Consider the following 22,381-nt stretch of genomic DNA (forward strand, 5'->3'; position numbering starts at 1 on the left):
TCTGCCAAAGTAGTGCTAGGCTCAGGACTCATTGCTCAGAGCCAGAAGATGACGGTTGCGGCGATACATATTGCCGAGAAGAAGGTGTGGGCGCATCGATCGTAGCGAGTTGCGATGCGGCGCCAGTCCTTGAGTTTTGCGAAGAGGTTCTCGACCTTGTGGCGCTTGCGATAAAGCGTCTTGTCATAGGGGTATGGCACTTTCCGGCTGCGGCTCGATGGAATGCAGGGTTCGATACCTTTTGCCTGCAATGCCTCACGGAATGGCGTGCTGTCGTAGCCGCGATCGGCAATGAGGACTTTGGCGGGCGGCAAAGCGTCGAGAACGAGCCGTGCGCCTTTGTGATCGCTCATCTGGCCTTCACTGAGCAGCATGACGATTGGGCGGCCTTCGTCATCGCAGACCGTGTGCAGCTTGGAGTTCAGTCCACCTTTGGTTCGCCCGATACGACGGGGAACATCCCCTTTTTTAGCAGGCTTGCGGCCGTGCGATGTGCCTTGAGATGCGTGGCATCGATCATGATCCGCTCGGACTTCGCGCCATCGACCGCCAGGGCCGCGAAGATGCGGTCAAAGACACCAAGGCGGCTCCAGCGAATGAAGCGATTGTAGAGCGTCTTGTGCGGACCGTAGTCCTTCGGCGCATCCTTCCACTGCATGCCATGCTTGATGACGTAGACGATGCCACTGATCACCCGGCGGTCGTCCACCCGCGGAATGCCATGCGCCAAAGGGAAGTACGGTTCGATCAGCGCCATTTGGCGCTCGCTCAACAAAAACAAATCACTCATCGCGGCCTCCTATCGGAAACCGTGAATCACATCTCAAGCAAAATTAATAGGTCCTGAGCCTAGCTGTTGACAATGTTGCAGATCAGCCTCGATCAACACTCACTATGCCAACAAAATTTGCCAAAAATATCAATGACTTATGGCGGAAGAGGTGGGATTCGAACCCACGGTACGGTTTCCCGCACGCCGGTTTTCAAGACCGGTTCCTTAAACCACTCGGACACTCTTCCAAGCAATTGAAAAGGCTGAAAAATCCATGCAGTACTGATTTTTCGGAACCGGGTGGTGCTACCGGTTTTCTACCCAATCACTCGACGGCTGGCTTTTTAGCAGCTTTGGTCGCCGCGTCAACTTGTTCCGCCGCGCTCTCCCGCATTCTCGATATCAGATGGAATTGTGGTTGAGGGATATCGGCCGAGTGCGCGGCAGCATGCGCGATTCGTTTCGCCAAAGTGCCGGAAATAAGGTGGTACGGCCGATGGAGACGGCCGGGCCACCTTCGCCTGGTCAGGGGTCAAATCTGACTGAAGCAAGTTATTAATAAGCTAAGCTTATAATTTGTCAATTATCGACATCGGCTGTGAAGGTCTTGCTTTGCGAACGTCGTGTTGATGGCTTCGATTATCCGGGATAGTTTCCTCGCCATGACTTCTGATGATCATTCCCTGTCGCTCGGCACCAAGCCCCTCGCCGGCCCTGCCCTCACCGCCTTTTTCAGCCGCGATGCCGTCGTGGTCGCGTCCGACCTGATCGGGGCGCGTTTCACGGTCGCCGGCATAGGCGGTCGCATCGTCGAGACGGAGGCCTATCTACCCGATGACGAGGCTTCTCATGCATATCGGGGACCGACGCCGCGCAATACGGCCATGTTCGGACCGGCCGGCCACGTCTATGTCTACCGCTCCTACGGTATTCACTGGTGCCTGAATTTCGTTTGCACCAAGGGAAGCGCTGTGCTCATCCGGGCGATCGAGCCGGAAAACGGCATCGAGGAGATGATACGGCGGCGCGGACTTGCCGATATCGCCTCGCTCTGCAACGGGCCGGGCAAGCTGTCGCAGGCGCTTGCTATCGATATAAGCCTCGACGGCCGCTCGCTGGATGCGGCGCCGTTTTCGGTGTCTCGGGCGGAACCGGTGCCGGTCGTCTCCGGCAAGCGCATCGGCATCACGAAGAATGTCGATCCGCTCTGGCGTTTCGGAGCTGCCGGCTCGCGCTTTGTCAGCCGCCGTTTTCCGTGATTGAACAAAAACGGCCACCGGGGTGGTGCCCGGCAGCCGCTGAGCCACGCAGTGAAACTGGAAAGGCTGCGTGGCAAGCATTTTCGCTTCTCTTCGAATCGCGAAACGCTTGTCTTATGATTTCTCAATGCATTCCGGACGGAAAACCGCTTCGCACTTTTCCTGGAAATGCTCTATTCCATCGCGACGCTGTGGTCGACCGCCGGCGGCGCCTTCGGCTTGCGGAGCAGCACCAATAGCGGCATGGCGAAGATCGACATCAGCATCAGCAGTTTGAAGTCGTCGATATAGGCGATGACGGTTGCCTGGGTGGTGATCATGCCGTCGAGCGTCGCGCGTCCCACAGCCGTCAAGGGGCTCACGCCCTGTGCGGCCGCCGCATCGAAATAGCGGTTGAACGGCGTCACATAGGCGGCAATGTTGGCATGATTGACCTGCGTGTTCTCGGTGATCAGCATCGAAACGACGGAAATGCCGACGCTGGAGCCGATATTGCGCGAGAGGTTGTAGAGGCCGGTCCCTTCACCGCGCATCTGTGCCGGCAGCGTCGCAAAGGCGATCGTCGTCAGCGGCACGAAGAGGAAGCCGAGGCCTGCGCCCTGGACGAAGCCGACCGATATCAGCGTCCATTGCGAAACATCCGGTGTCCAGCCGGTCATGTCGTACATGGCCCAGGCCGTCAGCGCGAGGCCGATGAACAGCAGCCAGCGCGTGTCGACCTTGCCGATCAGGCGTCCCACCAGGAACATGCAGAACATGGTGCCGAGGCCGCGCGGTCCCATGACGATGCCCGCGGTCACGACCGGATAGCCCATCAGCGTCTGCAGATAGGGTGTCATCAGCGCCAGCGAAGCCAGATAGGTCACGCCGACGATGAAGATGAACAGGATGCTGACGGCAAAGTTCTGGTCCATGAACAGGCGTGGATTGACGAAACTCCGCTCGGCCGTGAACATGTGCACGAGGAAGAGATAGAAGGCGCTGACGCAGACGAGCGCCTCGATGATGATCTCGCTCGAGTAGAACCAGTCGAGCTGCTCGCCGCGGTCGAGAAAGAGCTGCAGCGCCGCAATCGCGATCGAAAGCATGCTGAAGCCGAACCAGTCGAGCTTCGCCAGCGCATCGAGCTTCGTTTCCGTCACATAGACGACAATGCCGAAGAAGGCGAGCGCCCCGATCGGCACGTTGATGTAGAACACCCAGCGCCAGCTGATATTGTCGGTCAACCAGCCGCCGATGACGGGTCCCAGCACCGGACCGACCATGACCGAGACGCCGAACAGCGCCATGGCGCGGCCGCGCTCCTCGATATTGTAGATATCGAGCAGAATGCCCTGCGACAGCGGCACCAGCGAGGCGCCGAACAATCCCTGCAGCAGGCGGAATCCGACGATCTGCACCAATGATTCCGACAGGCCGCAGAGGACGGAAGCGGCGACGAAGCCGGCGATCGCGACCAGCAACACTCGCTTGCGGCCGAATTTTGCCGAGAGGAAACCCGAGGGTGGCGTCATGATGGCGGCCGCGACGATGTAGGACGTCAGCACCCAGTTGATCTGGTCGGCGCTCGCGGAAACGTCGCCCTGGATATGCGGCAGCGCGACGTTGGCGATGGTCGTGTCCAGCGCCTGCATGATCACGGACAGGATGACGCAGGCGGTGATCGCACCGCGATTGGCGACGGGTGCCGCCGGCGAAGAATTGGTCGCGCTACTCATGATCCTGACCGCGGGAATGGCCGAGCAGGTTGGTGATGAAATCAGGCAGGCCGCGGGCATGGCCGGTCTCGACATCGGCGACGACGCTCATTCCGACGCGCAGCGGCGGTTTGCCCTGCATGTCGTCGATGCTGATGATCATCGGAATGCGCTGTACGACCTTGACCCAGTTGCCGGTCGTGTTCTGGGCCGGCAGCAGCGAGAAGCTGGAGCCCGATGCCGGCGAGATGCTGGCGACCGTACCCTTCCACGTCACGCCCGGATAGGCATCGACCGAAATGTCGACCTTCTGGCCGGGACGCACATAGGTAAGCTCGGTTTCCTTCGGGCTCGCATTGATCCACACATGGCTCGTGGAAACCAGCGAGAATCCCTGCTGCGCGGCCGTCAGGTAGGCACCGACCTGAAGCGAGGGCACGTTCGCGGTGATGCCGTCGAACGGCGCGCGCACCACGGTATCGTCGAGCTCGCGCTGTGCGTTGTCGACCGCGGCCTTGGCCTGGAGATAGAGCGGATTTTGCTCGACGGGCAGATCGGCGGCACCCTCGCCGCCCAACTGCGCAAGGGTCGTTGCCGCCTGGGCCTGTGCGACCGATACCTTCTGCTGCGCGGCTTCCAGATTGTGCTTGGCCTGATCGAATGCCGCCTTGGAGGCAACCGAGCTGTTGATCAGGTTCTGCTGGCGCGTGAATTCCGTCTGGTAATAGGGAATGTCGGCCTGTGCCTGGGCGATTTCGGCTAAGGCCTGTTTGTAGCTCGCCTGCAGGTTCAGGATCTGGTTCCTGGCGTTGCCGAGCTGTGCTTTGGCACCGTCCAGCGCGATCCGGAAGGAGTCGGGCTTCAGGCGAAAGAGCACCTGGCCTTTCTTCACCACCTCGTTTTCATGCACATCCACCGAGATCACCGTGCCGGATACGTCGGTCGAAACACCCACCATGTCGGCCTGGATATAGGCATTGTCAGTGGACATGATCTGTCCGCCGGTGACGTAGTAATAGCCGCCGATGACGAGCGCGACAGGCAGTAGTGCAAACAGCACCGGTCGCGTCAGGTTGCGGCGTTTGCGCGGCGTTTCCGGGGGTGCGACCGGGGCTGCCGCTGCAGCTGCTGCGGGCTGCGGTGGGGGATTGGAGGACGGGGCCTCGGCCACCGGGGCCTCGGTCTGTTCAGCGGAATTTGCGTTTGCAGGCACGCGGAGTGAGGAAGATGCATCAGCCATGTTGTAACTCTTTGTCGACCGCCTTTGAACGGCAGGCGCTAAGCAGGTTCGATTTCATGAGGGTAAGCAATTCGTAGAGGCGCTCTTGATCCTCCTGCGAGGTTCCTTCGAGCGCTTCCTTACGTGTCTGGTCGCCCATGTTGCGCATGGTCTCGATCAGCGGACGGGCTTCCTCGCGCATGTAAAGAAGCCAGCTTCGTCGATCGCTCGGATGCTGCCGGCGCTCCACCAGACCGCGTTCGCTCAGCTTGTCGAGGATGCGGACCAGCGTAATCGGCTCGATCTCCAGCATTTCCGCGAGACCGGCCTGATGGATACCTTCATTGTTCGCGAGGTAGGCGAGCGTCTGCCATTGCGAACGCGTCAGGCCCAAATCCTTTGCGCGCTGCTCGAACCGCTTGCGAAACAGCCTGGCAACGTCATGAAGGAGAAAGCCGAGAGTGGGTGTCGAATTCATGGTATGAAAAGCCTGCTATTGATAAGCAACCTTATAATGATTAACACATATAGTAAGCGCCCATGCGATACAAGAGGCGGGCAATCAAGAAATGGCAGTTGTCGAAGATGTCGCAGGGCTGTCACAAAGATGCCGCAGTGGCGAGTTGCCGATCGCCAATTGAAAAGGCGCGGGCCGATTCGCCCGCGCCTTTTCGGCAGTTTCGCAGCAGAGGTGGTACGTAGGGGGCGTCCCACCCGTCAGAGTTCGACCTGAAGCTAGCGTCGGCTGAGAAGACCGATGAGATAGCCGATGCCAGCTGCGGCAGCGACCATGAAGATCGGCTCCTCGCGAACTCTTTCGCGCAACTGCTCGGTGATCTCCTGGGCTTCTTCCGCGACGACAGATTTCGCTCCCTGCCCCACGGCTGCCATGCTCTGCGACAACCTCGACAGATCTTCGCGCAATGCGGCGACCTGCGCGGCAAGGTCCTCCATTGCCATTTCGGTCTGTGCTCGCGCGGAAGAAGATTGGGCGGAAGCTGATTTCGTTTCTGCCATCGTATGCTCCTTTGTCTTCTGGTTCCTAGAACGCCGCTGCCTGTCAAAGGTTCCGGCGTCTTTGCCCGCCGTCCGGCGATTTCCCCAGTGGCTCTTCAATTCCGGTTCGGATTGTTCTAAGGAACTCCGATTGTTTCGCCCGCGTGCGAAGACTTGATGATGACGAGGTTTGCTTTCCGATGTTCGACGTGCTGAGAAAAATCGCCCAGACCTGGCTTGCCAAGGGCCTGTTGCTTCTTCTTGCGGCAGCCTTCGGTGTATGGGGTGTCGAGCGGTCCCTCATCACCGGCGGCAGCAGCAATACGGTTGTCACGGTTGGCGATCAGCACATCGATACCAATGAATTCCGTCTTGCCTACCGTCGCCAGATCCAGGCGATCAGCCAGCAACTGCGCATGCAGATCACGCCTGAGCAGGCCCGTGCGTTCGGGATCGGACAGCAAACGGTGGCGCAGCTCGTCGCCGGCGCCTCGCTTGACCAGCTTGCCGCCGATATGGGCCTCGGTCTTTCGCAGGACCGGCTGGCCAAGCTGATCGGCGACGATCCGGCCTTCAAGGCGACGAACGGTGCTTTCGACCGCCAGAAATTCGACTTGCTGCTGCGCAACAGCAACATTTCGCCTGACGATTACATCAAGGAGCGCAGCAAGGTTGCGATCCGCGGCCAGATCGTCGAGGCGGTATCGAACGGCTTTACTGCGCCGCAGGTCCTGGTCGACGCCGTCAAGCAATATCACGACCAGACCCGCAGCATCGATTATCTGCTGCTGACCAATGCCAATATCGATCCGGTCAAAGCGCCGGCCGACGATGTCTTGCAGAAGTGGTTCGACGGCGTGAAGTCGAAGTATCGCGCTCCGGAATATCGCAAGTTCGGCTATGTCAAACTGCAGGCCGAGGATATCGCCGATCCGGCGAGCGTGTCCGACGACGAGGTGCGCGCGCAGTTCGACAAGCGCAAGGACAGCTTCACGACGCCGGCGACGCGCACGATCGAGCAGCTGACCTTCCCCAACAAGGATCTCGCCAACGCCGCAGCCGATGCGCTGAAGACGGGAACCACCTTCGATCAGCTCGTCTCCGACCAGGGCAAGAAGCCTTCCGATGTGCTGCTCGGCACCTTCACCAAGGACCAGGTTCCGGACAAGACCGTCGCCGAAGCCGCGTTTGCCGTCGCCAAGGAAGGCGGCACGAGCCCTGTCGTCGACGGTTCGTTCGGCCCGGTCATCCTGCGCGTGAGCAACGTGAAGAATGAGACTGCGAAGAATTTCGACGAGGTCAAGGAAGATATCCGCAAGCAGATTGCGCTCAGCAATGCCGCCAGCGAAATCACCAGCGTCCACGACAAGTTCGAGGACCTGCGCGGTTCCGGCGCCTCGCTGCAGGAAGCCGCCTCGCAGCTGAAGCTGAAACTGGTCACCGTCGATGCCATCGATCAGACCGGCCTCGACCAGAATGGCAATGAGATCAAGGATCTGCCGGCGCGCCAGCAGCTGCTTTCGGAAGTCTTCAAGGCCGACCAGGGTGGCAACCCTGCTCCACTGACGGTCGGCAATGACGGCTATATCTGGTACGACGTCATGAACATCACGCCCGATCACGACCGGCCGCTTGCGGAAGTGCGCGAAAAGGCCGTTGCCGATTGGACTGCCGAGCAGCAGAGGATCGCGCTTGCCGCCAAGGCGACCGAGCTGAAGCAGGAAGCACAGAAGGGCAAGTCGCTTGCCGATATCGCCGCGCCGCTCGGCATTGCCGTTGAAAACAAGACGAGCATCATGCGCTCGACCGATGATCCGGTTCTGGGTCGTGGCGGCGTCGCAGCCGCCTTCTCCGGCCCGGTCGATGCGGTCGCCACTGCCGTCGGCGCCGATGATACGACGCAGATCCTGCTCAAGGTCACCGATGTCAACGACAATCCGACGACGGACGCGCTGAGCAATGATGATCAGCAGGTTGCCCAGATTGCCAATGCCGCCGGCGACGATATCCTCGATCAGATGGTGAGCCAGTTGCAGGGCAAATATGCCGTCACGGTCAACCAGAGCCTCGCCGAACAGGCGATGTCTCGCTAGGCCCGGTCGGGAGGATGGATAGTCGATGAGCGAATTGAAGCCTTTCCTCGCCAAGGTCGCCAATCGCGAGGCATTGACGCGGGATGAGGCCCGGCAGGCATTCGAAATCCTGATGTCGGGTGAGGCCACGCCATCTCAGATCGGCGCGTTCCTGATGGCTCTGCGGGTGCGCGGCGAAACCGTCGATGAAATCGTCGGCGCCGTGACCACGATGCGCGCCAAGATGCTGCCGGTGAAAGCCCCGGCGGATGCCATCGATATTGTCGGCACGGGCGGCGATGGCGTCGGCACATACAATATCTCGACGCTGGCGGCATTCATCGTTGCCGGCGCGGGCGTGCCGGTTGCCAAGCACGGCAACCGCGCTCAAAGCTCCAAGGCCGGGACCGCCGATACGCAATCCGTGCTGGGCATCAAGCTCGACATCGGACCGGAGACGATCGCCCGCTGCATTCGCGAGGCCGGCATCGGTTTCATGTTCGCGCAGCTGCATCATTCTTCCATGCGCCATGTTGGCCCCTCCCGCGTCGAGCTCGGTACGCGGACGATCTTCAATCTCCTTGGGCCTCTATCCAACCCAGCCGGCGCGCGCCGGCAGCTGCTGGGCGTCTTTGCGGCGCAATGGGTATTGCCGTTGGCCGAGGTGCTGAGGGATCTGAACGCTGAGAGCGTCTGGGTTGTGCACGGCGACGGTCTGGACGAGATCACGACGACCGGCAAGACCTCCGTCGCAGCGCTCGAGAATGGCAATATCCGCACCTTTGAACTGACGCCGGCCGACTTCGGCCTGCAGCATGCCGACCTCGCCGACCTCAAGGGTGGCGATGGCATTGCCAATGCGGCGGCGCTCCGCGGCGTGCTCGGCGGCGCAAAGAATGCCTATCGCGATATTGCCCTCGCCAATGCTGCTGCCTCGCTGGTCATTGCCGGTAAGGCGGAAACGCTCCATGATGGCATGAAGCTCGCCGCTCATTCGCTCGATAGCGGCGCCACGGCCGTTGCTTTGGAAAAGCTTATCGCCGTTTCCAATGAGGAAGAACAGGACTAGGACGTCATGACCGATATCCTCCAAAAGATCGAGGCCTACAAGCGCGAGGAAATTGCCGCCGCCAAGGCCAAGCTCTCTCTTGCCGATCTCAAGGCCATGCAGGCCGGACAGTCCGCGCCGCGCGGCTTCCACAAGGCGCTGCTCGCCAAGAAGGATGGCGGCGCTTTCGGCCTGATTGCCGAGATCAAGAAGGCAAGTCCGTCAAAGGGACTCATCCGCCCTGATTTCGACCCGCCTGCCCTCGCCAAGGCCTATGAAGCCGGGGGAGCAGCCTGCCTTTCGGTGCTGACCGATACGCCGAGCTTTCAGGGCGCTCCGGAGTTCTTGACGGCGGCCCGCGCCACCTGCTCGCTGCCGGCGCTGCGCAAGGATTTCATGTTCGATACCTATCAGGTGCAGGAAGCCCGCGCCTGGGGTGCCGACTGCATCCTGCTCATCATGGCGTCGCTCTCCGATGACGATGCCAAGCGCCTCCAGGATGAAGCGTTCGGCCTCGGCATGGATGTACTGGTGGAAGTCCACGACGCCGAAGAGATGGATCGCGCCCTAAAACTCTCCTCCCCGCTAATCGGCATCAACAACCGCAATCTCCGCACCTTCGAAGTAAGCTTGACGGTCAGCGAGAAGCTGGCGCCCATGGTGCCGGAGGACCGGTTGCTGGTTGGCGAAAGCGGCGTCTTCACACACGCCGACTGTAAGCGCCTTGAGGCCGTCGGCATCAGCACCTTCCTTGTCGGCGAGAGCCTCATGCGCAAGGACGACGTGACGGCGGCGACGAAACTGCTGCTGAACGGCGAAACCGGCATTCTGGCGGCCGAGTGAAATGAGCATCGAGAAGGCCGGCCTGACCCATATCGACGCTTCGGGCGAAGCGCATATGGTCGATGTTGGTGACAAGGCAGAGACGGCACGCAGCGCTACCGCGACCGGTTACGTCAAGATGAAGCCTGAGACCTTGACGCTAATTCGCGAAGGCAACGCCAAGAAGGGCGACGTCATCGGCACAGCGCGGCTTGCCGGCATCATGGCTGCCAAGCAGACGAGCAGTCTCATTCCGCTCTGCCATCCCCTCATGCTGACCAAGGTTGCCGTCGATATCGCGGAGGATGCCGCCCTGCCCGGCCTGCGCGTGACGGCGACGGCGAAGCTGACCGGCCGCACCGGCGTCGAGATGGAAGCGCTGACGGCGGTTTCCGTCGCCTGTCTGACGATCTATGACATGGCCAAGGCCGCCGATCGCGGCATGGAAATCGGTGGCATCACTCTATTGGAGAAATCCGGCGGCAAATCGGGGGATTTCCGCCATCCGGGGGCCTGATCTATGAGCCTATTGCCCGTTGCCGAAGCGCAGGCACGCCTGTTGGACAGTGCCGCGCCGATCCATCGTGTTGAAAGCGTTCCGCTCGATATGGCCGAAGGCAGGGTTCTGGCCAAGGATCTTGCCGCCCGCCTGACCCAACCGCCCTTCGACGCCTCGGCGATGGACGGTTACGCGCTGCGCTTCGAGGATGCTGCAACGCCTGGCTCGGAGCTGCAGGTCATCGGTGCCTCCGCAGCGGGTCATGCCTTTGAGGGAGCCGTCGGCAAGGGAGAAGCGGTTCGCATCTTCACCGGTGCACCCGTTCCGGCCGGCGCCGATTCGGTACTCCTGCAGGAGGACGCGGAGCGCCTGGAGAGTGATCGCATCCGCACGACCTACCCCTTGCGCAAGGGGCAGCATATACGCCCGCGCGGACAGGATTTCCTGGAAGGCGAATCGGTGCTTTCCGCCGGCATCGTCATGGATTTTTCGCGGCTCACCGTCGCTGCCGCCATGAATCATCCGGCCTTGGCTGTCTATCGGCGGCCGCTGGTGGCGATTCTCGCGACCGGCGACGAGCTCGTGGCGCCTGGCAATGAACCGGGGCCATCGCAAATCATCGCCTCGAACACGTTCGGCATTGCTGCACTGGCCCGCAACGCCGGCGCCCATGTGCTCGATCTCGGTATCGTTTCCGACGACAGCGACGAGATTACCGCCGCCATCGGCCGTGCGCAGGTGGCCAAGGCCGACATCATCGTCACGCTCGGCGGCGCCTCTGTCGGTGATCACGATCTGGTGCAGGCGACAATGGTGGCTGCAGGCATGAAGCTGGATTTCTGGCGCATCGCCATGCGTCCCGGTAAGCCGCTGATGGTCGGCAGCCTCGGCGAGATGCATGTCCTCGGCCTCCCCGGCAATCCCGTCTCCAGCCTCGTTTGCGGACTGCTCTTTCTCGAGCCATTGATAAGAAAGCTCGCATCCCTGCCTCCGGTAAAGCGTGAAGGCATTGCGCGTGCTGCCGTGCCCTTTGCTGCAAACGATCAGCGGCAGGATTACGTCCGCGCGACACTGACGAAAGCTGCCGACGGCGGCTGGCTCGCCGAGCCCTTCTCGAAGCAGGATTCGTCGATGATGAAGGTCTTTTCGCGCGCCGACTGCCTTGTCGTTCGCCCGCCGCATGCCTCGCAGCTGGAAGTCGGTTCGCCCACTCCGGTCATATTCTTACGGCCCGATCTGCTGGGCTGAAGGTGCCCCGGAAGGGTGAACGGGGTTTCCGGCTCAACTCAGGGGGACGATCAAAGCGGGCAAGCAAAAGCCGGGAGGTTTGACCCACCCGGCTCGCGATCATTACATCGACAGAGCGAAATTTATTTCGCCGGCTTCTCATGGTGGCCGCCGAAGCCGGCGCGCATGGCAGAGAGAACCTTGTTGGCGTAATCGTCATTCCCGCGCGAAGCGAAACGGCCATAAAGCGCAGCGCTCAGCACCGGCGTTGGAACGCCTTCGTCGATCGCCGCCGAGATCGTCCAGCGGCCTTCACCCGAGTCGGAAACGCGGCCGGCATATTGCGAAAGGGCTGCGTCGCCATGCAGCGCGTCGGCCGTGAGGTCGAGCAGCCAGGAGGTGATCACGCTGCCGCGGCGCCAGACTTCCGAGATTTCAGCGATGTCGAGATCATACTGGTAATATTGCGGATGGGAGAGCGGCGCGGTTTCGGCATCCTTCTCCGCGTCCTGCTTGCCGATGTTGGCATGGCGCAGAACGTTGAAGCCCTCGGCATAGGCAGCCATCAGGCCATATTCGATGCCGTTATGGACCATCTTGACGAAATGGCCGGCGCCGGATGGGCCGCAATGCAGATAGCCCTGCTCTGCCGTGCTCTTCTTGGCAGCCTCTTCCGAGCGCATTGCCGACGGAGCGACGTCGCCGACGCCGGGGGCAAGCGTTGCGAAGATCGGCGACAGATGCTGTACGGTTTCCTTCTCGCCACCGATCATCAGGCAATAGCCGCGCTCCAGACCGAAAACGCCGCCGCTGGTGCCGACGTCGACATAGTGGATGCCCTTCGGCTTCAGCTCTTCGGCACGGCGGATATCGTCGTGATAATAGGAATTGCCGCCATCGATGACGATGTCGCCCTCTTCCAGCAGTGGGACGATCGCCGCCAGTTCCTGATCGACGATTGCCGCCGGCAACATAAGCCAGACGACGCGGGGCTTAGCGAGCTTCGATACGAAATCCGCGAGAGACTTGCTGCCGGTGGCGCCGAGCTGCTCAAGCCCGGCGATGCTTTCCGGACGCGCATCGAAAACAACCGCGCTGTGACCGCCTCTCATCAGGCGCTGCACCATGTTGTTGCCCATACGGCCAAGGCCAATCATTCCGATTTGCATATTTCAGTCTCCTAGGACGGTTTTAATCGTTTGAATGTTCAATAGAGACATTTCGCAGCATTTTCCAATGAACAAATGACGGGCGAGCTATGCATAAGCCGGTCAGCGAAGGAAAATTCGCCCGTTCACGCATCTGTGATGTCGCCTGGTCAGACCTCCCGCTTTTCGCCATGATCGCGCTTTGCCGGTTTCGAGGAAAGCTGTATTTTGCGCTTCATTCATGTTGATGGACTTAGCATCGATCTCGGGTTCTTTGCATCATTCTCTTTCGGGCGGCGCTCACAGAGGGCGTCAAAAGGAGGCATATGGCCGCGTCTTTGAAACTGCCGCTGATTCCAGCTTCTTTTTTCGGGGTGGTTCTGGGGCTTTCCGGTCTCGCCAATGCCTGGCGCGTGGGTGCCCGCATCTGGCATCTGCCGGTACTGATCGGTGAAGTTCTGACCTTTATTGCACTGGCCGTCTGGTTGGTGCTGATCGTGCTCTACGCTTTGAAATGGATGCTAGTGCGCGAGGAGTCCTTGAAGGAGGCGGCGCACCCAGTCCAGTGCTGCTTCATCGGCCTCATCGGTGTCGCAACCATGCTGGTGGCCGGTGGCCTCTTGCCTTATTCGCGTATCGGTGCCGAAACCATATTCCTGATCGGCGCCGTCTATACCCTGGCATTCTCCGTCTGGCGCACCGGAGGGCTCTGGCAGGGTGAACGCGATATCGCCACGACGACAGCCGTGCTCTATCTGCCAAGCGTCGCCGGCAGCTTCGTGACTGCTATCGTCGGCGCGGCGCTTGGCTTTCCGCAATGGGCGCAGCTTTTCTTCGGCGCCGGCTTCTTCGCCTGGCTTGCCATCGAATCCGCCCTGCTGCATCGCCTGCTGACGGGGCCTGCGCTGGCACCGCCACTAAGGCCGACCCTTGGAATTCAGCTGGCTCCCCCGGTCGTTGGTGCGCTTGCCTATATCAGCGTCACGCAAGGCCCTCCTGACATGCTCGTCCATGCAATGATCGGCTACGGCTTGCTGCAGGCCCTGATCATGTTGCGCCTCCTGCCCTGGATCATGAAAGAAGGCTTCAGCCCCGCTTATTGGGCCTTCACCTTCGGTGCGACTGCACTGGCAACGGCCCCGATGCGCCTTGTCGAACGCGGCGATGTCGGCCCAGTGACGCAACTTGCTCCCATTCTCTTCGTCACCGCCAATATCGTTGTGGGTTTGATCGCGCTGGTGACGATCTGGCTGATTGCCAACCGCAAACTCGTTATTGGCTGGGTCGAGCTTGCCGACCGAGACGCTGGTGCCGTTGGCCAGCGATAATAGAGTTCGATCCTACTTTTGGAGGGTGATATGCTGGATCATGTCACGATCGGGGTTTGCGATCTCGAGCGATCGAAGGTCTTCTACGACACGATATTGCGCTCCATAGGCATAGAACGCCTTTATGCCGAAGGCGAAAGATTTGCGGGTTACGGCATTGGACAGAAGGCTTTCTTCTGGATCGGTCAGCGCGATGCTTTGCAAACAGGCACGCATATCGCCTTTGCCACTCCAAACAGGGAACTCGTCGATAATTTCCATCGGGTCGGGATCATTGCCGGGGGCACCGACAACGGTGCTCCAGGTCTGCGCCCTCATTATCATCCGAACTACTATGGCGCTTTCATTCTCGATCCTGATGGCCACAATATCGAAGCCGTTTGTCACCTACCGGTGAGTTGAGCAAAAAGCGCCCGCTGTCCGGTAAGAATGAGATCATGGTATCGGAGGACCGACATAGCGCGCACGCGGGCGAATGAGCCTGCCGCTGGTGGCCTGCTCCATGGCATGCGCAAGCCAGCCGACCGTCCGTGCCAGCGCGAAGATGATCAGCGGTGCATCCTCCGGCAGACGATAGGCGTGGGTCATCGCTGTCAGGGCGAAATCAACATTGACGCGCTCACCGACCAATTGCTCGCCGACATCGCGAACCCTGGCGAAGAGCGGAGGCAGTTTGAAGCAGCCAAGCAGCGCCTCGCCACGGATATCGACATCAGGATAAAGCTGATGGCCGAAAGCCGGCAATGGCCGTCCTTCCGCCAGATAGCTGCGGACCGCTTCGTCCACCCCCGTCGTGGCTGCCCGCGCGATCAGCGTGCGCACGCTCTGCCATGCGCCGCCATGCAGCGGACCGGTCAGCGTCGAAAGGCCGGATAGAGTGGCCGCAGATAACGTCGCGCCTGCCGATGCCGTGATCCGCGCGGTGAAGGTCGAAGCGTTCAGCTCGTGATCGGCAAGCAGCACAAGGCTGCGGCGGATCATATCGGCGGCATCGGGACGGTCCCAGGCAGCCGCGAGGCGCCGATGCAGCGGTTGATCCCACGCGCCCGGTGCCAGGGCTTCAGCCACCGTACCGAGCACGCTTTCAGCTTCGTTCTGCAGGGCCGGAAGCGAACGCCCGAGTGATGGCAGGTCGCTTGTTATGCGCTCTGCCAATGTTGAGAACGCAGCATTCAGAGAAGGAAGTTTTTGCTGAGCCGTACTTTGCTCGAATCGCAACGGCCGCTTCATGTCCCAAAGCAGCCGCGCGATATCTTCGAGGCTTGCGCTTTCGGCAAGCCGCGCCGCATCCTGGCCGCGATAGAAAAGCCTGCCGCTCGAAACCGTCGACAGCGCCGATGGCAATACCGGATCGCCCCATTGAATAGCCTCGGCGGCCACCGTCTCGGTCTTGCGCCGTCCGGCATGACGCATGGCCAGTCGCTTGACGTCATCGGTGAAATAGAGGCTGCGTCGTGTATCGGCAGGATCCGGCTTCGCGCGAATGCGCCCGCGGCTGACATTGGCGTATAGCGTCTGTGATTTCGTTCCCAGCAGGTTCAGCGCCTGCTCTGCCGTCAGCCAGCTCATCGGTCCTCATGTTGATCAATTGCATCAAGATTGACGTCAATAGGAATAGATCCGATCTAATCGGATAGTCAAAGGAGGTGGCATGAAAGATGCCACCTCCGCCGATAGAACGGATGACTGAGATGCAGGTGATGATCGAGGGACAGTCACACTTCCAGCCTTTCGGCTTACCTTATTGGGGTTCGCAAGATCTCAACAAGGGAGTTGGAAGCATGACTGCCTCTTATGAATACCATATCGGGGTCGATTATCACAAATCCTATAGCCATCTGGTGGTGCATGACTCAGCCGGGAAGACGTTACGATCCGGCCGGGTGAAGAACGACCGCCGGTCGCTTGGCGGGTTTCTCGAACGCTACCGGGAAAACAGCCATGCGGTTGTCGAAGCGACGCGCAACTGGATGATGATCTACGACTGGCTCGACGACATTTGTGATGATGTCGTTCTCGCCCATCCGTTGAAGGTGAAGGCGATCGCCGACGCCAAGATCAAGACGGACAAGATCGACGCGACGGTGCTGGCGCATCTGCTTCGAGCCGACCTGGTTCCGGAGGCCTGGGCTCCGAGCGACAAGGCCCGAGAGCTGCGTGTCGCGCTGCGCGAGCGGATGTTTTACGTGCGGCTGCGCACGATGACGAAGAACCGCATCGTGACGGTGTTCGATCGCTATCCGGAGCAGACGGCGCAGTTGAAGAAGCTGAGCGACCTGTTCGGCAAGGCTGGACGCCAGCAGCTCGCCGCGCTCAATGTGTTGGAGATCGACCGTATCCAGATCGACCGTGGTCTCGACTTCATCGGCGACATCGACGGCCGGATCAAGCAGTCGGAAGCCACGATCCGGGCGTTGACGAAGACCAATGGCAACGTCAAGCTGTTGAAGACGATCCCCGGTATCGGCGAGTTCTTTGCAAGGCTGATCGATGCCGAGATCGACGACATCAAGCGGTTCCGCAACCCGAAGAAGCTTGCTGCCTATGCCGGGCTTGTGCCCTCGACCTATTCCTCCGGCGGCAAGACCTTCCACGGCAAGATCATCAAGCAGGGCAACAAGTGGCTGCGCTGGGCTTTCGTGGAAGCGGTCGCTCCCGCTGTCGCCAGTGATGCGCAGCTTCGCGGCCAATACGACCACCTGAAGATCAGAGGAGTAAACAAGGCGCGTGTTGCCATCGCGCGCAAGCTTTTGACGATCGCCTTCCAGATCCTGCGTGACCAGCGCGCTTACGAGCCGCGCAGCACCACCGCCATGGAAGCGACGTCGACGATATCCCGGTTGTCCTGATTGCTGGCTAGTGAGCCCGGTAGAACTGGGCTGCGCTCTTAAAGGAGAATGGGAAACCGGGAGCCGAACGTCACTCTGTGACCGAAGCCAAGGCATCAGGTCACGCATTGGAGATTGGTTCAAGAACCGAAGGACAACTCCGTCCTGCGGACGGAAGAGATTTAGCCGATCGGCGCAAACGCCGGTCAAAACATAACCGAACCCAAGGAAATTCCCGCAAATGCTGGTGTTTTGCCCCTTGAGTTCTTTCATTGGAGAACCGTAATGAAAAGTGGTCTTGAAGATGTCATTGCCGCAGAAACCAAGCTGTCCGACGTCGACGGCGCTGCCGGTCGCCTGATCATCCGTGGCGTGTCGCTCGATGATCTGGTGGCGACCAGCCGCTTCGAGGATGTTGCGGCGCTGTTGCTTGACGGCCTGTTCGACGAGCATATCGACGCAGTCTCCATCCGGACGCAGCTCGGCATGGCCCGCGCTGCTCTCTTCACGCATGTCGAGGCTGCCGATGCTGCCGTCCTTGCGCTGCCGCCAGTGGATGCCGTGCGTGCCTTGCTGGCACGCCTCGGCGACGGCGAGGATTTTGCAACGGCGATCCGCCTGATGGCGGCGCCCGCCGTCTTCCTGCCGGCAATCTTACGGCTGCAGAAGGGCGACGCGCCGATCCAGCCGGATGCATCGCTTTCCCAATCGGCCGATATCCTACGCATGTTGACGGGCCGCGTTCAGACGGCAGAGCAGACGGCGGGTCTCGATGCCTATCTGGTGACGATTTCCGATCATGGCCTCAATGCATCGACCTTCGCCGCGCGCGTCATCGCCTCGACCCATGCGGGTCTCACCTCCTCCGTGCTTGCGGCGATCAGCGCCCTCAAAGGTCCTCTGCATGGCGGCGCTCCCGGCCCGGTTCTCGATATGCTCGACGGTGTCGGCAAGCCTGAAAATGCCCGCGCATGGCTGTCACAGGCGCTCGATCATGGCGAGCGATTGATGGGTTTCGGCCATCGCATCTATCGCGTCCGCGATCCGCGTGCCGATGCGCTGAAGGCGGCGTTGAAGCCGATCTTTGCGAGCGGACAGGCCGATGCCGGACGTATCGCCCTGGCCGAAGCCATCGAGGCGGCAGCACTGGCACTGCTGAAGGAACGCAAGCCGGATCGGCCCTTGGACGTCAATGTCGAATATTATACCGCCCTGCTGCTTGACGCGCTCGGCTTCCCGCGCAGTTCCTTTACCGGCGTTTTCGCGATCGGCCGCACAGTCGGCTGGATCGCCCATGCGCGCGAACAGACGCTCGACGGGCGTCTGATCCGCCCGCAGTCACGCTATGTCGGCCCCTTGCCGAAAGCGGCGTAGCGGTTCCGATAAGCGCTCAGGCGGCCGCGGATTGGCGCGGCCGCATCATGCCTTCGCGGATGTGGCGAGCAAGCTCCAGCGTCTGCGGCGTTGCGTTCACCTTGGGCAAATGCAGGTTGATCGCAAAGATCGGCAGTTCTGGCAGCCCTTGGTCGACCGTGAGGATATCGAGATCGGCCGGAACGGTGGAGGCGAGCCAGGCAGTGACCGCGAGATCCGTGCGCACCGTCGCCGTGGTCGCCTCGATATTTCCATTCTCGAAAACGGTCCGCCAGCGCAGGCCATCCTTGCTGAGTGCTGCAAAGACTGATGACCGGAAGGCACAGGTATCGGCCACCATCGAGATCGGCAACGGCACCTTGCGATGGGCACTGCCTGCCTTGGCGCCGACCCAGACAAGCCGCTCGACGGCGAGGCATTCGCCCTGCGACGTTCCGTATGGTTCCTCCACGACACAGAGATCGACGGTTCCCTTTCCCAACTCTTCGAGCAGTTCCGGTGATGAGGCGCAGACCAGCGAAATCTCGATCTGCGGATAGCGCTCGGCATAGGATTTCAGCACCGGTGCCAGCGTTGCTCCCACGAGATCATAGGGAACGCCGAGCCGCACGCTGCCGCGAACGCTCCTCTCCGTCATATCGTCCCAGATCTCGTCGTTCAAAGCCAGCAGGCGGCGGGCATTGCCGAGCAATCGTTCACCCGCTTGCGTCAGCCGCAATCCGCGCCTGTCCCGCTCGAACAGGGGCCAATCAAGCATGTCCTCCAGGCGCTTGATCTGCTGGCTGACGGCGCCCTGCGTCATATGCAGCATATTGGCGGCAACTGTCATGCTGCCCTTGTCGGCAACGGCAGCGAAGGTTCGGATGAGGGCTATGTCGGAATTCCGGATCATGGTCAGCATTATAAATGCTAATGCTGCGATCCTTCAATATTCGTTTTCCTGATGAGGCCCATCCTTCTATCCCTCCTCTCAAAATCGAGAAGTCTCAAAATCGGGAAAAGGCTAGATGACTGTCGAAACCCTGTTGCCGCTGATCCTCTTCGCATTGGTTTCGACCATAACGCCGGGAGGCGCCACGACGCTTGCGACCGCATCTGGCGCGCATTTTGGCTTTCGCCGGTCGATACCGGTCATGGCCGGTTTTGCCGTCGGTCTCGGCTCCATGGCTGGCGCGACGGCCGCCGGCCTTGGTGGGGTATTGCTGGCGCTGCCGGTGCTGCAGATCGGCATGAAGACACTCGGTTCGCTTTACCTGATCTGGCTTGCCATCCGCATTGGCAGGAGCGGCCCACCAGGCGCGGCCGGGCAGATGGCGAGGCCTACCGGCTTCGTCGCAGGTCTCTGGATGCTCTGGCATAATCCCAAGGGCTGGGCGATGACCATGGGTGCCGCCGCATCTTTCGCCGCGCTGGCGGAAAATCCTGTCAGGCTCGCGATCCTGCTTGGCGGAACCTTCTGCCTTATCGCCGCCTTCTCGCTCGCCGTATGGTGTCTACTCGGACAAATGCTCGGGCGTTTGCTGAAAACCGCATGGCAGTGGCGCGCGGTCAATATCTCACTCGCCTGCCTCTTGATGATCTCGATCATTCCCATGTGGCACGAATGAAATCTGATAGGCAGAGGCCGGTTTGATCACGGCCGGCTGCGCCAGAGCCATGTGGTCAAAGTTCCGGCGCGGCCACGCAGGCTTGCTTCGATCGGACCGTCGAGGTTCCCTTCCCTGAAAGGAGTGCTGTCCCGGCCGGCGGAAAACAGCAGCTCGTCGCTGATGGCGATCTCGGCGCGATTACCGACCGCGACCTCCATCAGACGACTGGCGATGTTGACCGTGTCGCCGGTCGCAGTGATCTGCTGGCGTCCGCCACCGCCGAGCCTCGAGGCGACGATGGTGCCGAAATGCGCGCCGATCTTGAAGCCGATGCGGGACGCGACCGTCTCCGGCAGCGCCGAGAGCCAACCTCTCATCCGCTCGGCCAAACGAATGCAGCAGTGCGCGGCATCGGCAGGATCGCTCGGCTTCGGTTGCGGCAGGCCGAAAAGGATCATCGCTCCATCGCCCATGAAGCTGGTGATGGCACCGCCACATGCAGTCACTTCCTCGTCGACGAGGTTATAGAAGCCATTCAGCAGTTCCCGAACGGCAGCTGGGCCGACCGTTTCGCTGAGACCCGTGAAACCATTGATATCGATGAAAACCACGGCAGCTTGCTGATGCACCGGGCTTGCGAGGAAATCGGGATCACGGGCGAGATGCTCGGCGAGGCCGGGCGCCTCGATGCGCTGCAGCAGCTCGCTTTGCTCGGCGAAGCGCGTTGCCCGCCTGCGGTCGAACCAAAGCTGTGCCGCGCCGAACAGCAGCGCCGGCGGCACGGTCGCGGTAATCGGCAGGGCGGCACTCAGCCAGATCCCGTGCTTGAAGGCGCTGACATTGACTGCGAACCAGATGAGCACGACGCCGAGGACTGTTATCAGCCCGATAGTACTGCGCTGCCAGGAGAGAAGGCCAACAACAAGCAGCGGCAAACCGATGGCGAAATAGAGATCGATGAAGCGAATGTTGCGGTCGCGCACCAAGCCGTCTCCGGCAATCAGATGTGTGATCGAGGTGGAGATAACCTCGACACCCGGCAGGACGGGATCGAAGGGCGTTGGAAAGACATCGCCGCCACCGGTGACGGTTGCGCCGATGACGACGATATGATCCCTGACCGCGGCTTCCGGCAATTGACCGTTGAGCGCCGCGCTGGCGCTGATGGTGCGGATCGTGCCGCGCGGCCCGTAGAAAGCGAGTGGCAGGAGATAGCCGGTATCGGTCTGGATGGATCGGTCACCGATCTTGATGCGATCGGAGATGACGGTTGTCTGCTCATCGGTTGCAGCGGAAACGACGCGCAGCGAAAAGGACGGCTCGATCCGCTCGCCGCTGCGAAACAGCATCGGAACAAAACGCGGCGTTCCAGTCTTGTCGGTCTGGACATTGACGACGCCGTAGCTTGCGGCTTCGGCAAACCGCTGCTGCGGTTCGAGGAATTGCAGCGCACTCGGCACACGGGCAAGAGGTTCCCTGCTGTCGTCAACGACACGCTGTCGGCTTTCCGGGAAAATGCCGGCTGCAGCCAGCACGACTTTGGTTCGCTTCAGCGATTGCTCCAATGCCGCATCGCCGGCCTCATCGCCGGAATCGAGCAGAAGCAAGTCGAGACCGATGGCTTTTGGCCCCAACGCGGCAATGGCGTCGATGATTTTGGCGAGCGTGGCGCGCGGCAGCGGATAGTGCCCCGCCAGACGCGACGTGTCGTCATCGATGGCTACGATCGTGACGAGATCGGGTGGTTGATGGCTGCCGCCAAGCGTATTGCGGAGGTTCGTGAGCGTCGCCTCGGCGCCGTCGACAAAGGGGATGTCACCGCGAAGATGCGCGATGCCAAGACCCAATCCCCAGACGGCAGTCAAGAGAAGCGCAATCAGCGTCTGCAGCGGTGGTCGGCGCATGGCGTCGCGATCTCACTGGCCGAGGCGGGCCATCAAAGCGTTTATGCGCGGTTGTCGCCATTGGGTGACGCGCAATGCGGAGCGGCTGCGGTCGACATCGACGCCTTGCCCTTTGCCGAGCGTGACCCCCTGCCCGGTCGATACCTTGTTGACCGCGACACGGCCGCGCAAGACAAGTACGGATGTGTTGCTCCGTTTCACGTCAACGGCCCATCGTGTGCCGCGCACGGCAGCGATTGCCTGTGGCGTCACCACTTCGAATCCACCCTGAATGCGGCTGGCATCCACATCGATCAGCGCTGCCTTGCCGTCGAGCACAAGAGCATCCACACTGCCGTCATGGTTCCGGTCCGCAAGCCGGTAGTGCGCGCCGCGCTCGACAGTAATGCTAAGCCCAGCGGCGCAATTCAGCGTCTGGCGCACGGCGCTGACCGTGGGCCGCAACGGACAATTCGCGACGGCTTGCGCGGAAGCGGCGCCGGCACCGATGATGCACAATGTACCTGCCGCCAGCGCCAGACTACGAATATTGTTTGCTTGGATCATGATTGTGGCCCCTCATCGCCTATAACTGGAGCCGCGGACGGCGATTTCCAGTC

General features: G+C 60.9%; 21 protein-coding genes and 1 tRNA gene. 11 read left to right on the forward strand and 11 right to left on the reverse strand.

Annotated elements, in window-relative coordinates:
• Window positions 1-35: 35 nt before the first annotated feature.
• Window positions 36-790 (reverse strand): IS5 family transposase gene (locus DQ393_RS17775; RefSeq protein ID WP_112343075.1). Its coding sequence is split into 2 segments (ribosomal slippage): window positions 36-457 and window positions 457-790, totalling 756 coding nucleotides; the frame shifts between segments, so codons are not numbered across the junction.
• 140 nt (window positions 791-930) lie between these two features.
• Window positions 931-1,020 (reverse strand) — tRNA-Ser (locus tag DQ393_RS17780).
• Between the two features lie 414 nt (window positions 1,021-1,434).
• On the opposite strand from DQ393_RS17780, the gene DQ393_RS17785 reads away from it, so the two are divergent.
• On the forward strand, window positions 1,435-2,031 hold the full coding sequence (locus tag DQ393_RS17785; protein ID WP_112343076.1) for a DNA-3-methyladenine glycosylase: 597 nt from the start codon (window positions 1,435-1,437) through the stop codon (window positions 2,029-2,031).
• Window positions 2,032-2,204: 173 nt separating this feature from the next.
• On the opposite strand, the gene DQ393_RS17790 is transcribed toward DQ393_RS17785, so the two are convergent.
• The 4 genes from DQ393_RS17790 to DQ393_RS17805 all read right to left on the reverse strand — a co-directional run bounded on the left by DQ393_RS17790 (window position 2,205) and on the right by DQ393_RS17805 (window position 5,964).
• A complete protein-coding gene (locus DQ393_RS17790; RefSeq protein WP_112343077.1) occupies window positions 2,205-3,749 on the reverse strand; it encodes a DHA2 family efflux MFS transporter permease subunit in 1,545 nt (514 codons plus the stop codon).
• Window positions 3,742-4,968, reverse strand: coding sequence for an HlyD family secretion protein (locus DQ393_RS17795; RefSeq protein WP_112343078.1), 1,227 nt, complete (start codon window positions 4,966-4,968; stop codon window positions 3,742-3,744). The genes DQ393_RS17790 and DQ393_RS17795 overlap by 8 nt, the downstream gene beginning before the upstream one ends.
• Window positions 4,961-5,425: a MarR family winged helix-turn-helix transcriptional regulator gene (locus tag DQ393_RS17800; protein ID WP_112343079.1), complete on the reverse strand. Its 465-nt coding sequence runs from the start codon at window positions 5,423-5,425 to the stop codon at window positions 4,961-4,963. Before DQ393_RS17800 ends, DQ393_RS17795 begins: the two co-directional genes overlap by 8 nt.
• 257 nt (window positions 5,426-5,682) lie before the next feature.
• Window positions 5,683-5,964 (reverse strand): hypothetical protein, encoded by a 282-nt coding sequence (locus DQ393_RS17805; protein WP_112343080.1) that lies wholly within the window; start codon window positions 5,962-5,964, stop codon window positions 5,683-5,685.
• Between the two features lie 179 nt (window positions 5,965-6,143).
• On the opposite strand from DQ393_RS17805, the gene DQ393_RS17810 reads away from it, so the two are divergent.
• From DQ393_RS17810 to DQ393_RS17830, 5 genes are read left to right on the forward strand one after another with little or no spacing between them, the layout of a single operon-like run.
• A complete protein-coding gene (locus tag DQ393_RS17810) occupies window positions 6,144-8,036 on the forward strand; it encodes a peptidylprolyl isomerase (protein WP_112343081.1) in 1,893 nt (630 codons plus the stop codon).
• A gap of 25 nt (window positions 8,037-8,061) precedes the next feature.
• Complete coding sequence (gene trpD / locus DQ393_RS17815) at window positions 8,062-9,084, forward strand: anthranilate phosphoribosyltransferase (RefSeq protein ID WP_112343082.1); 1,023 nt, start codon at window positions 8,062-8,064, stop codon at window positions 9,082-9,084.
• Between the two features lie 6 nt (window positions 9,085-9,090).
• A complete protein-coding gene (trpC, locus tag DQ393_RS17820; RefSeq protein ID WP_112343083.1) occupies window positions 9,091-9,906 on the forward strand; it encodes an indole-3-glycerol phosphate synthase TrpC in 816 nt (271 codons plus the stop codon).
• A 1-nt stretch (window position 9,907) separates the two neighbouring features.
• Window positions 9,908-10,402, forward strand: coding sequence for a cyclic pyranopterin monophosphate synthase MoaC (gene moaC, locus DQ393_RS17825; RefSeq protein ID WP_112343084.1), 495 nt, complete (start codon window positions 9,908-9,910; stop codon window positions 10,400-10,402).
• 3 nt (window positions 10,403-10,405) lie between these two features.
• Complete coding sequence (locus DQ393_RS17830; RefSeq protein WP_112343085.1) at window positions 10,406-11,632, forward strand: molybdopterin molybdotransferase MoeA; 1,227 nt, start codon at window positions 10,406-10,408, stop codon at window positions 11,630-11,632.
• Between the two features lie 122 nt (window positions 11,633-11,754).
• Here the strand turns inward: DQ393_RS17830 and gnd are convergent, their stop codons facing one another.
• Entirely contained in the window at window positions 11,755-12,780 is a 1,026-nt protein-coding gene (gnd, locus tag DQ393_RS17835; protein ID WP_112343086.1) for a phosphogluconate dehydrogenase (NAD(+)-dependent, decarboxylating), read from the reverse strand.
• Between the two features lie 305 nt (window positions 12,781-13,085).
• On the opposite strand from gnd, the gene tehA reads away from it, so the two are divergent.
• Both tehA and DQ393_RS17845 read left to right on the forward strand, forming a co-directional pair.
• The gene (gene tehA, locus DQ393_RS17840; protein WP_112343087.1) at window positions 13,086-14,087 is read left to right on the forward strand and encodes a dicarboxylate transporter/tellurite-resistance protein TehA; all 1,002 of its coding nucleotides are present in this window, start codon (window positions 13,086-13,088) and stop codon (window positions 14,085-14,087) included.
• A gap of 30 nt (window positions 14,088-14,117) precedes the next feature.
• Window positions 14,118-14,489 carry a VOC family protein gene (locus DQ393_RS17845; protein WP_112343088.1) on the forward strand — a complete coding sequence of 124 codons (372 nt, stop codon included), beginning with the start codon at window positions 14,118-14,120 and terminating at the stop codon, window positions 14,487-14,489.
• A gap of 33 nt (window positions 14,490-14,522) precedes the next feature.
• Here DQ393_RS17845 and DQ393_RS17850 read toward each other — a convergent pair whose 3' ends face one another.
• Entirely contained in the window at window positions 14,523-15,656 is a 1,134-nt protein-coding gene (locus DQ393_RS17850; protein ID WP_112343089.1) for a citrate synthase, read from the reverse strand.
• Between the two features lie 212 nt (window positions 15,657-15,868).
• On the opposite strand from DQ393_RS17850, the gene DQ393_RS17855 reads away from it, so the two are divergent.
• Both DQ393_RS17855 and DQ393_RS17860 read left to right on the forward strand, forming a co-directional pair.
• Complete coding sequence (locus DQ393_RS17855) at window positions 15,869-16,936, forward strand: IS110 family transposase (protein WP_112343173.1); 1,068 nt, start codon at window positions 15,869-15,871, stop codon at window positions 16,934-16,936.
• A 264-nt stretch (window positions 16,937-17,200) separates the two neighbouring features.
• Window positions 17,201-18,289 (forward strand): citrate synthase/methylcitrate synthase, encoded by a 1,089-nt coding sequence (locus tag DQ393_RS17860; protein ID WP_112343090.1) that lies wholly within the window; start codon window positions 17,201-17,203, stop codon window positions 18,287-18,289.
• 16 nt (window positions 18,290-18,305) lie between these two features.
• Here DQ393_RS17860 and DQ393_RS17865 read toward each other — a convergent pair whose 3' ends face one another.
• Window positions 18,306-19,181, reverse strand: coding sequence for a LysR family transcriptional regulator (locus DQ393_RS17865; protein ID WP_112343174.1), 876 nt, complete (start codon window positions 19,179-19,181; stop codon window positions 18,306-18,308).
• A gap of 115 nt (window positions 19,182-19,296) precedes the next feature.
• Here DQ393_RS17865 and DQ393_RS17870 point away from each other — a divergent pair, with 115 nt between their 5' ends.
• Complete coding sequence (locus tag DQ393_RS17870) at window positions 19,297-19,896, forward strand: LysE family translocator (protein ID WP_112343091.1); 600 nt, start codon at window positions 19,297-19,299, stop codon at window positions 19,894-19,896.
• 26 nt (window positions 19,897-19,922) lie between these two features.
• Here the strand turns inward: DQ393_RS17870 and DQ393_RS17875 are convergent, their stop codons facing one another.
• Both DQ393_RS17875 and DQ393_RS17880 read right to left on the reverse strand, forming a co-directional pair.
• Window positions 19,923-21,782, reverse strand: coding sequence for a CHASE2 domain-containing protein (locus DQ393_RS17875; RefSeq protein WP_112343092.1), 1,860 nt, complete (start codon window positions 21,780-21,782; stop codon window positions 19,923-19,925).
• 12 nt (window positions 21,783-21,794) lie between these two features.
• On the reverse strand, window positions 21,795-22,328 hold the full coding sequence (locus tag DQ393_RS17880) for a FecR domain-containing protein (RefSeq protein ID WP_112343093.1): 534 nt from the start codon (window positions 22,326-22,328) through the stop codon (window positions 21,795-21,797).
• Window positions 22,329-22,381: the final 53 nt, after the last annotated feature.

The sequence above is a fragment of the Martinezella tropici genome (assembly GCF_003287875.1).
Taxonomy (GTDB): domain Bacteria; phylum Pseudomonadota; class Alphaproteobacteria; order Rhizobiales; family Rhizobiaceae; genus Rhizobium; species Rhizobium tropici_C.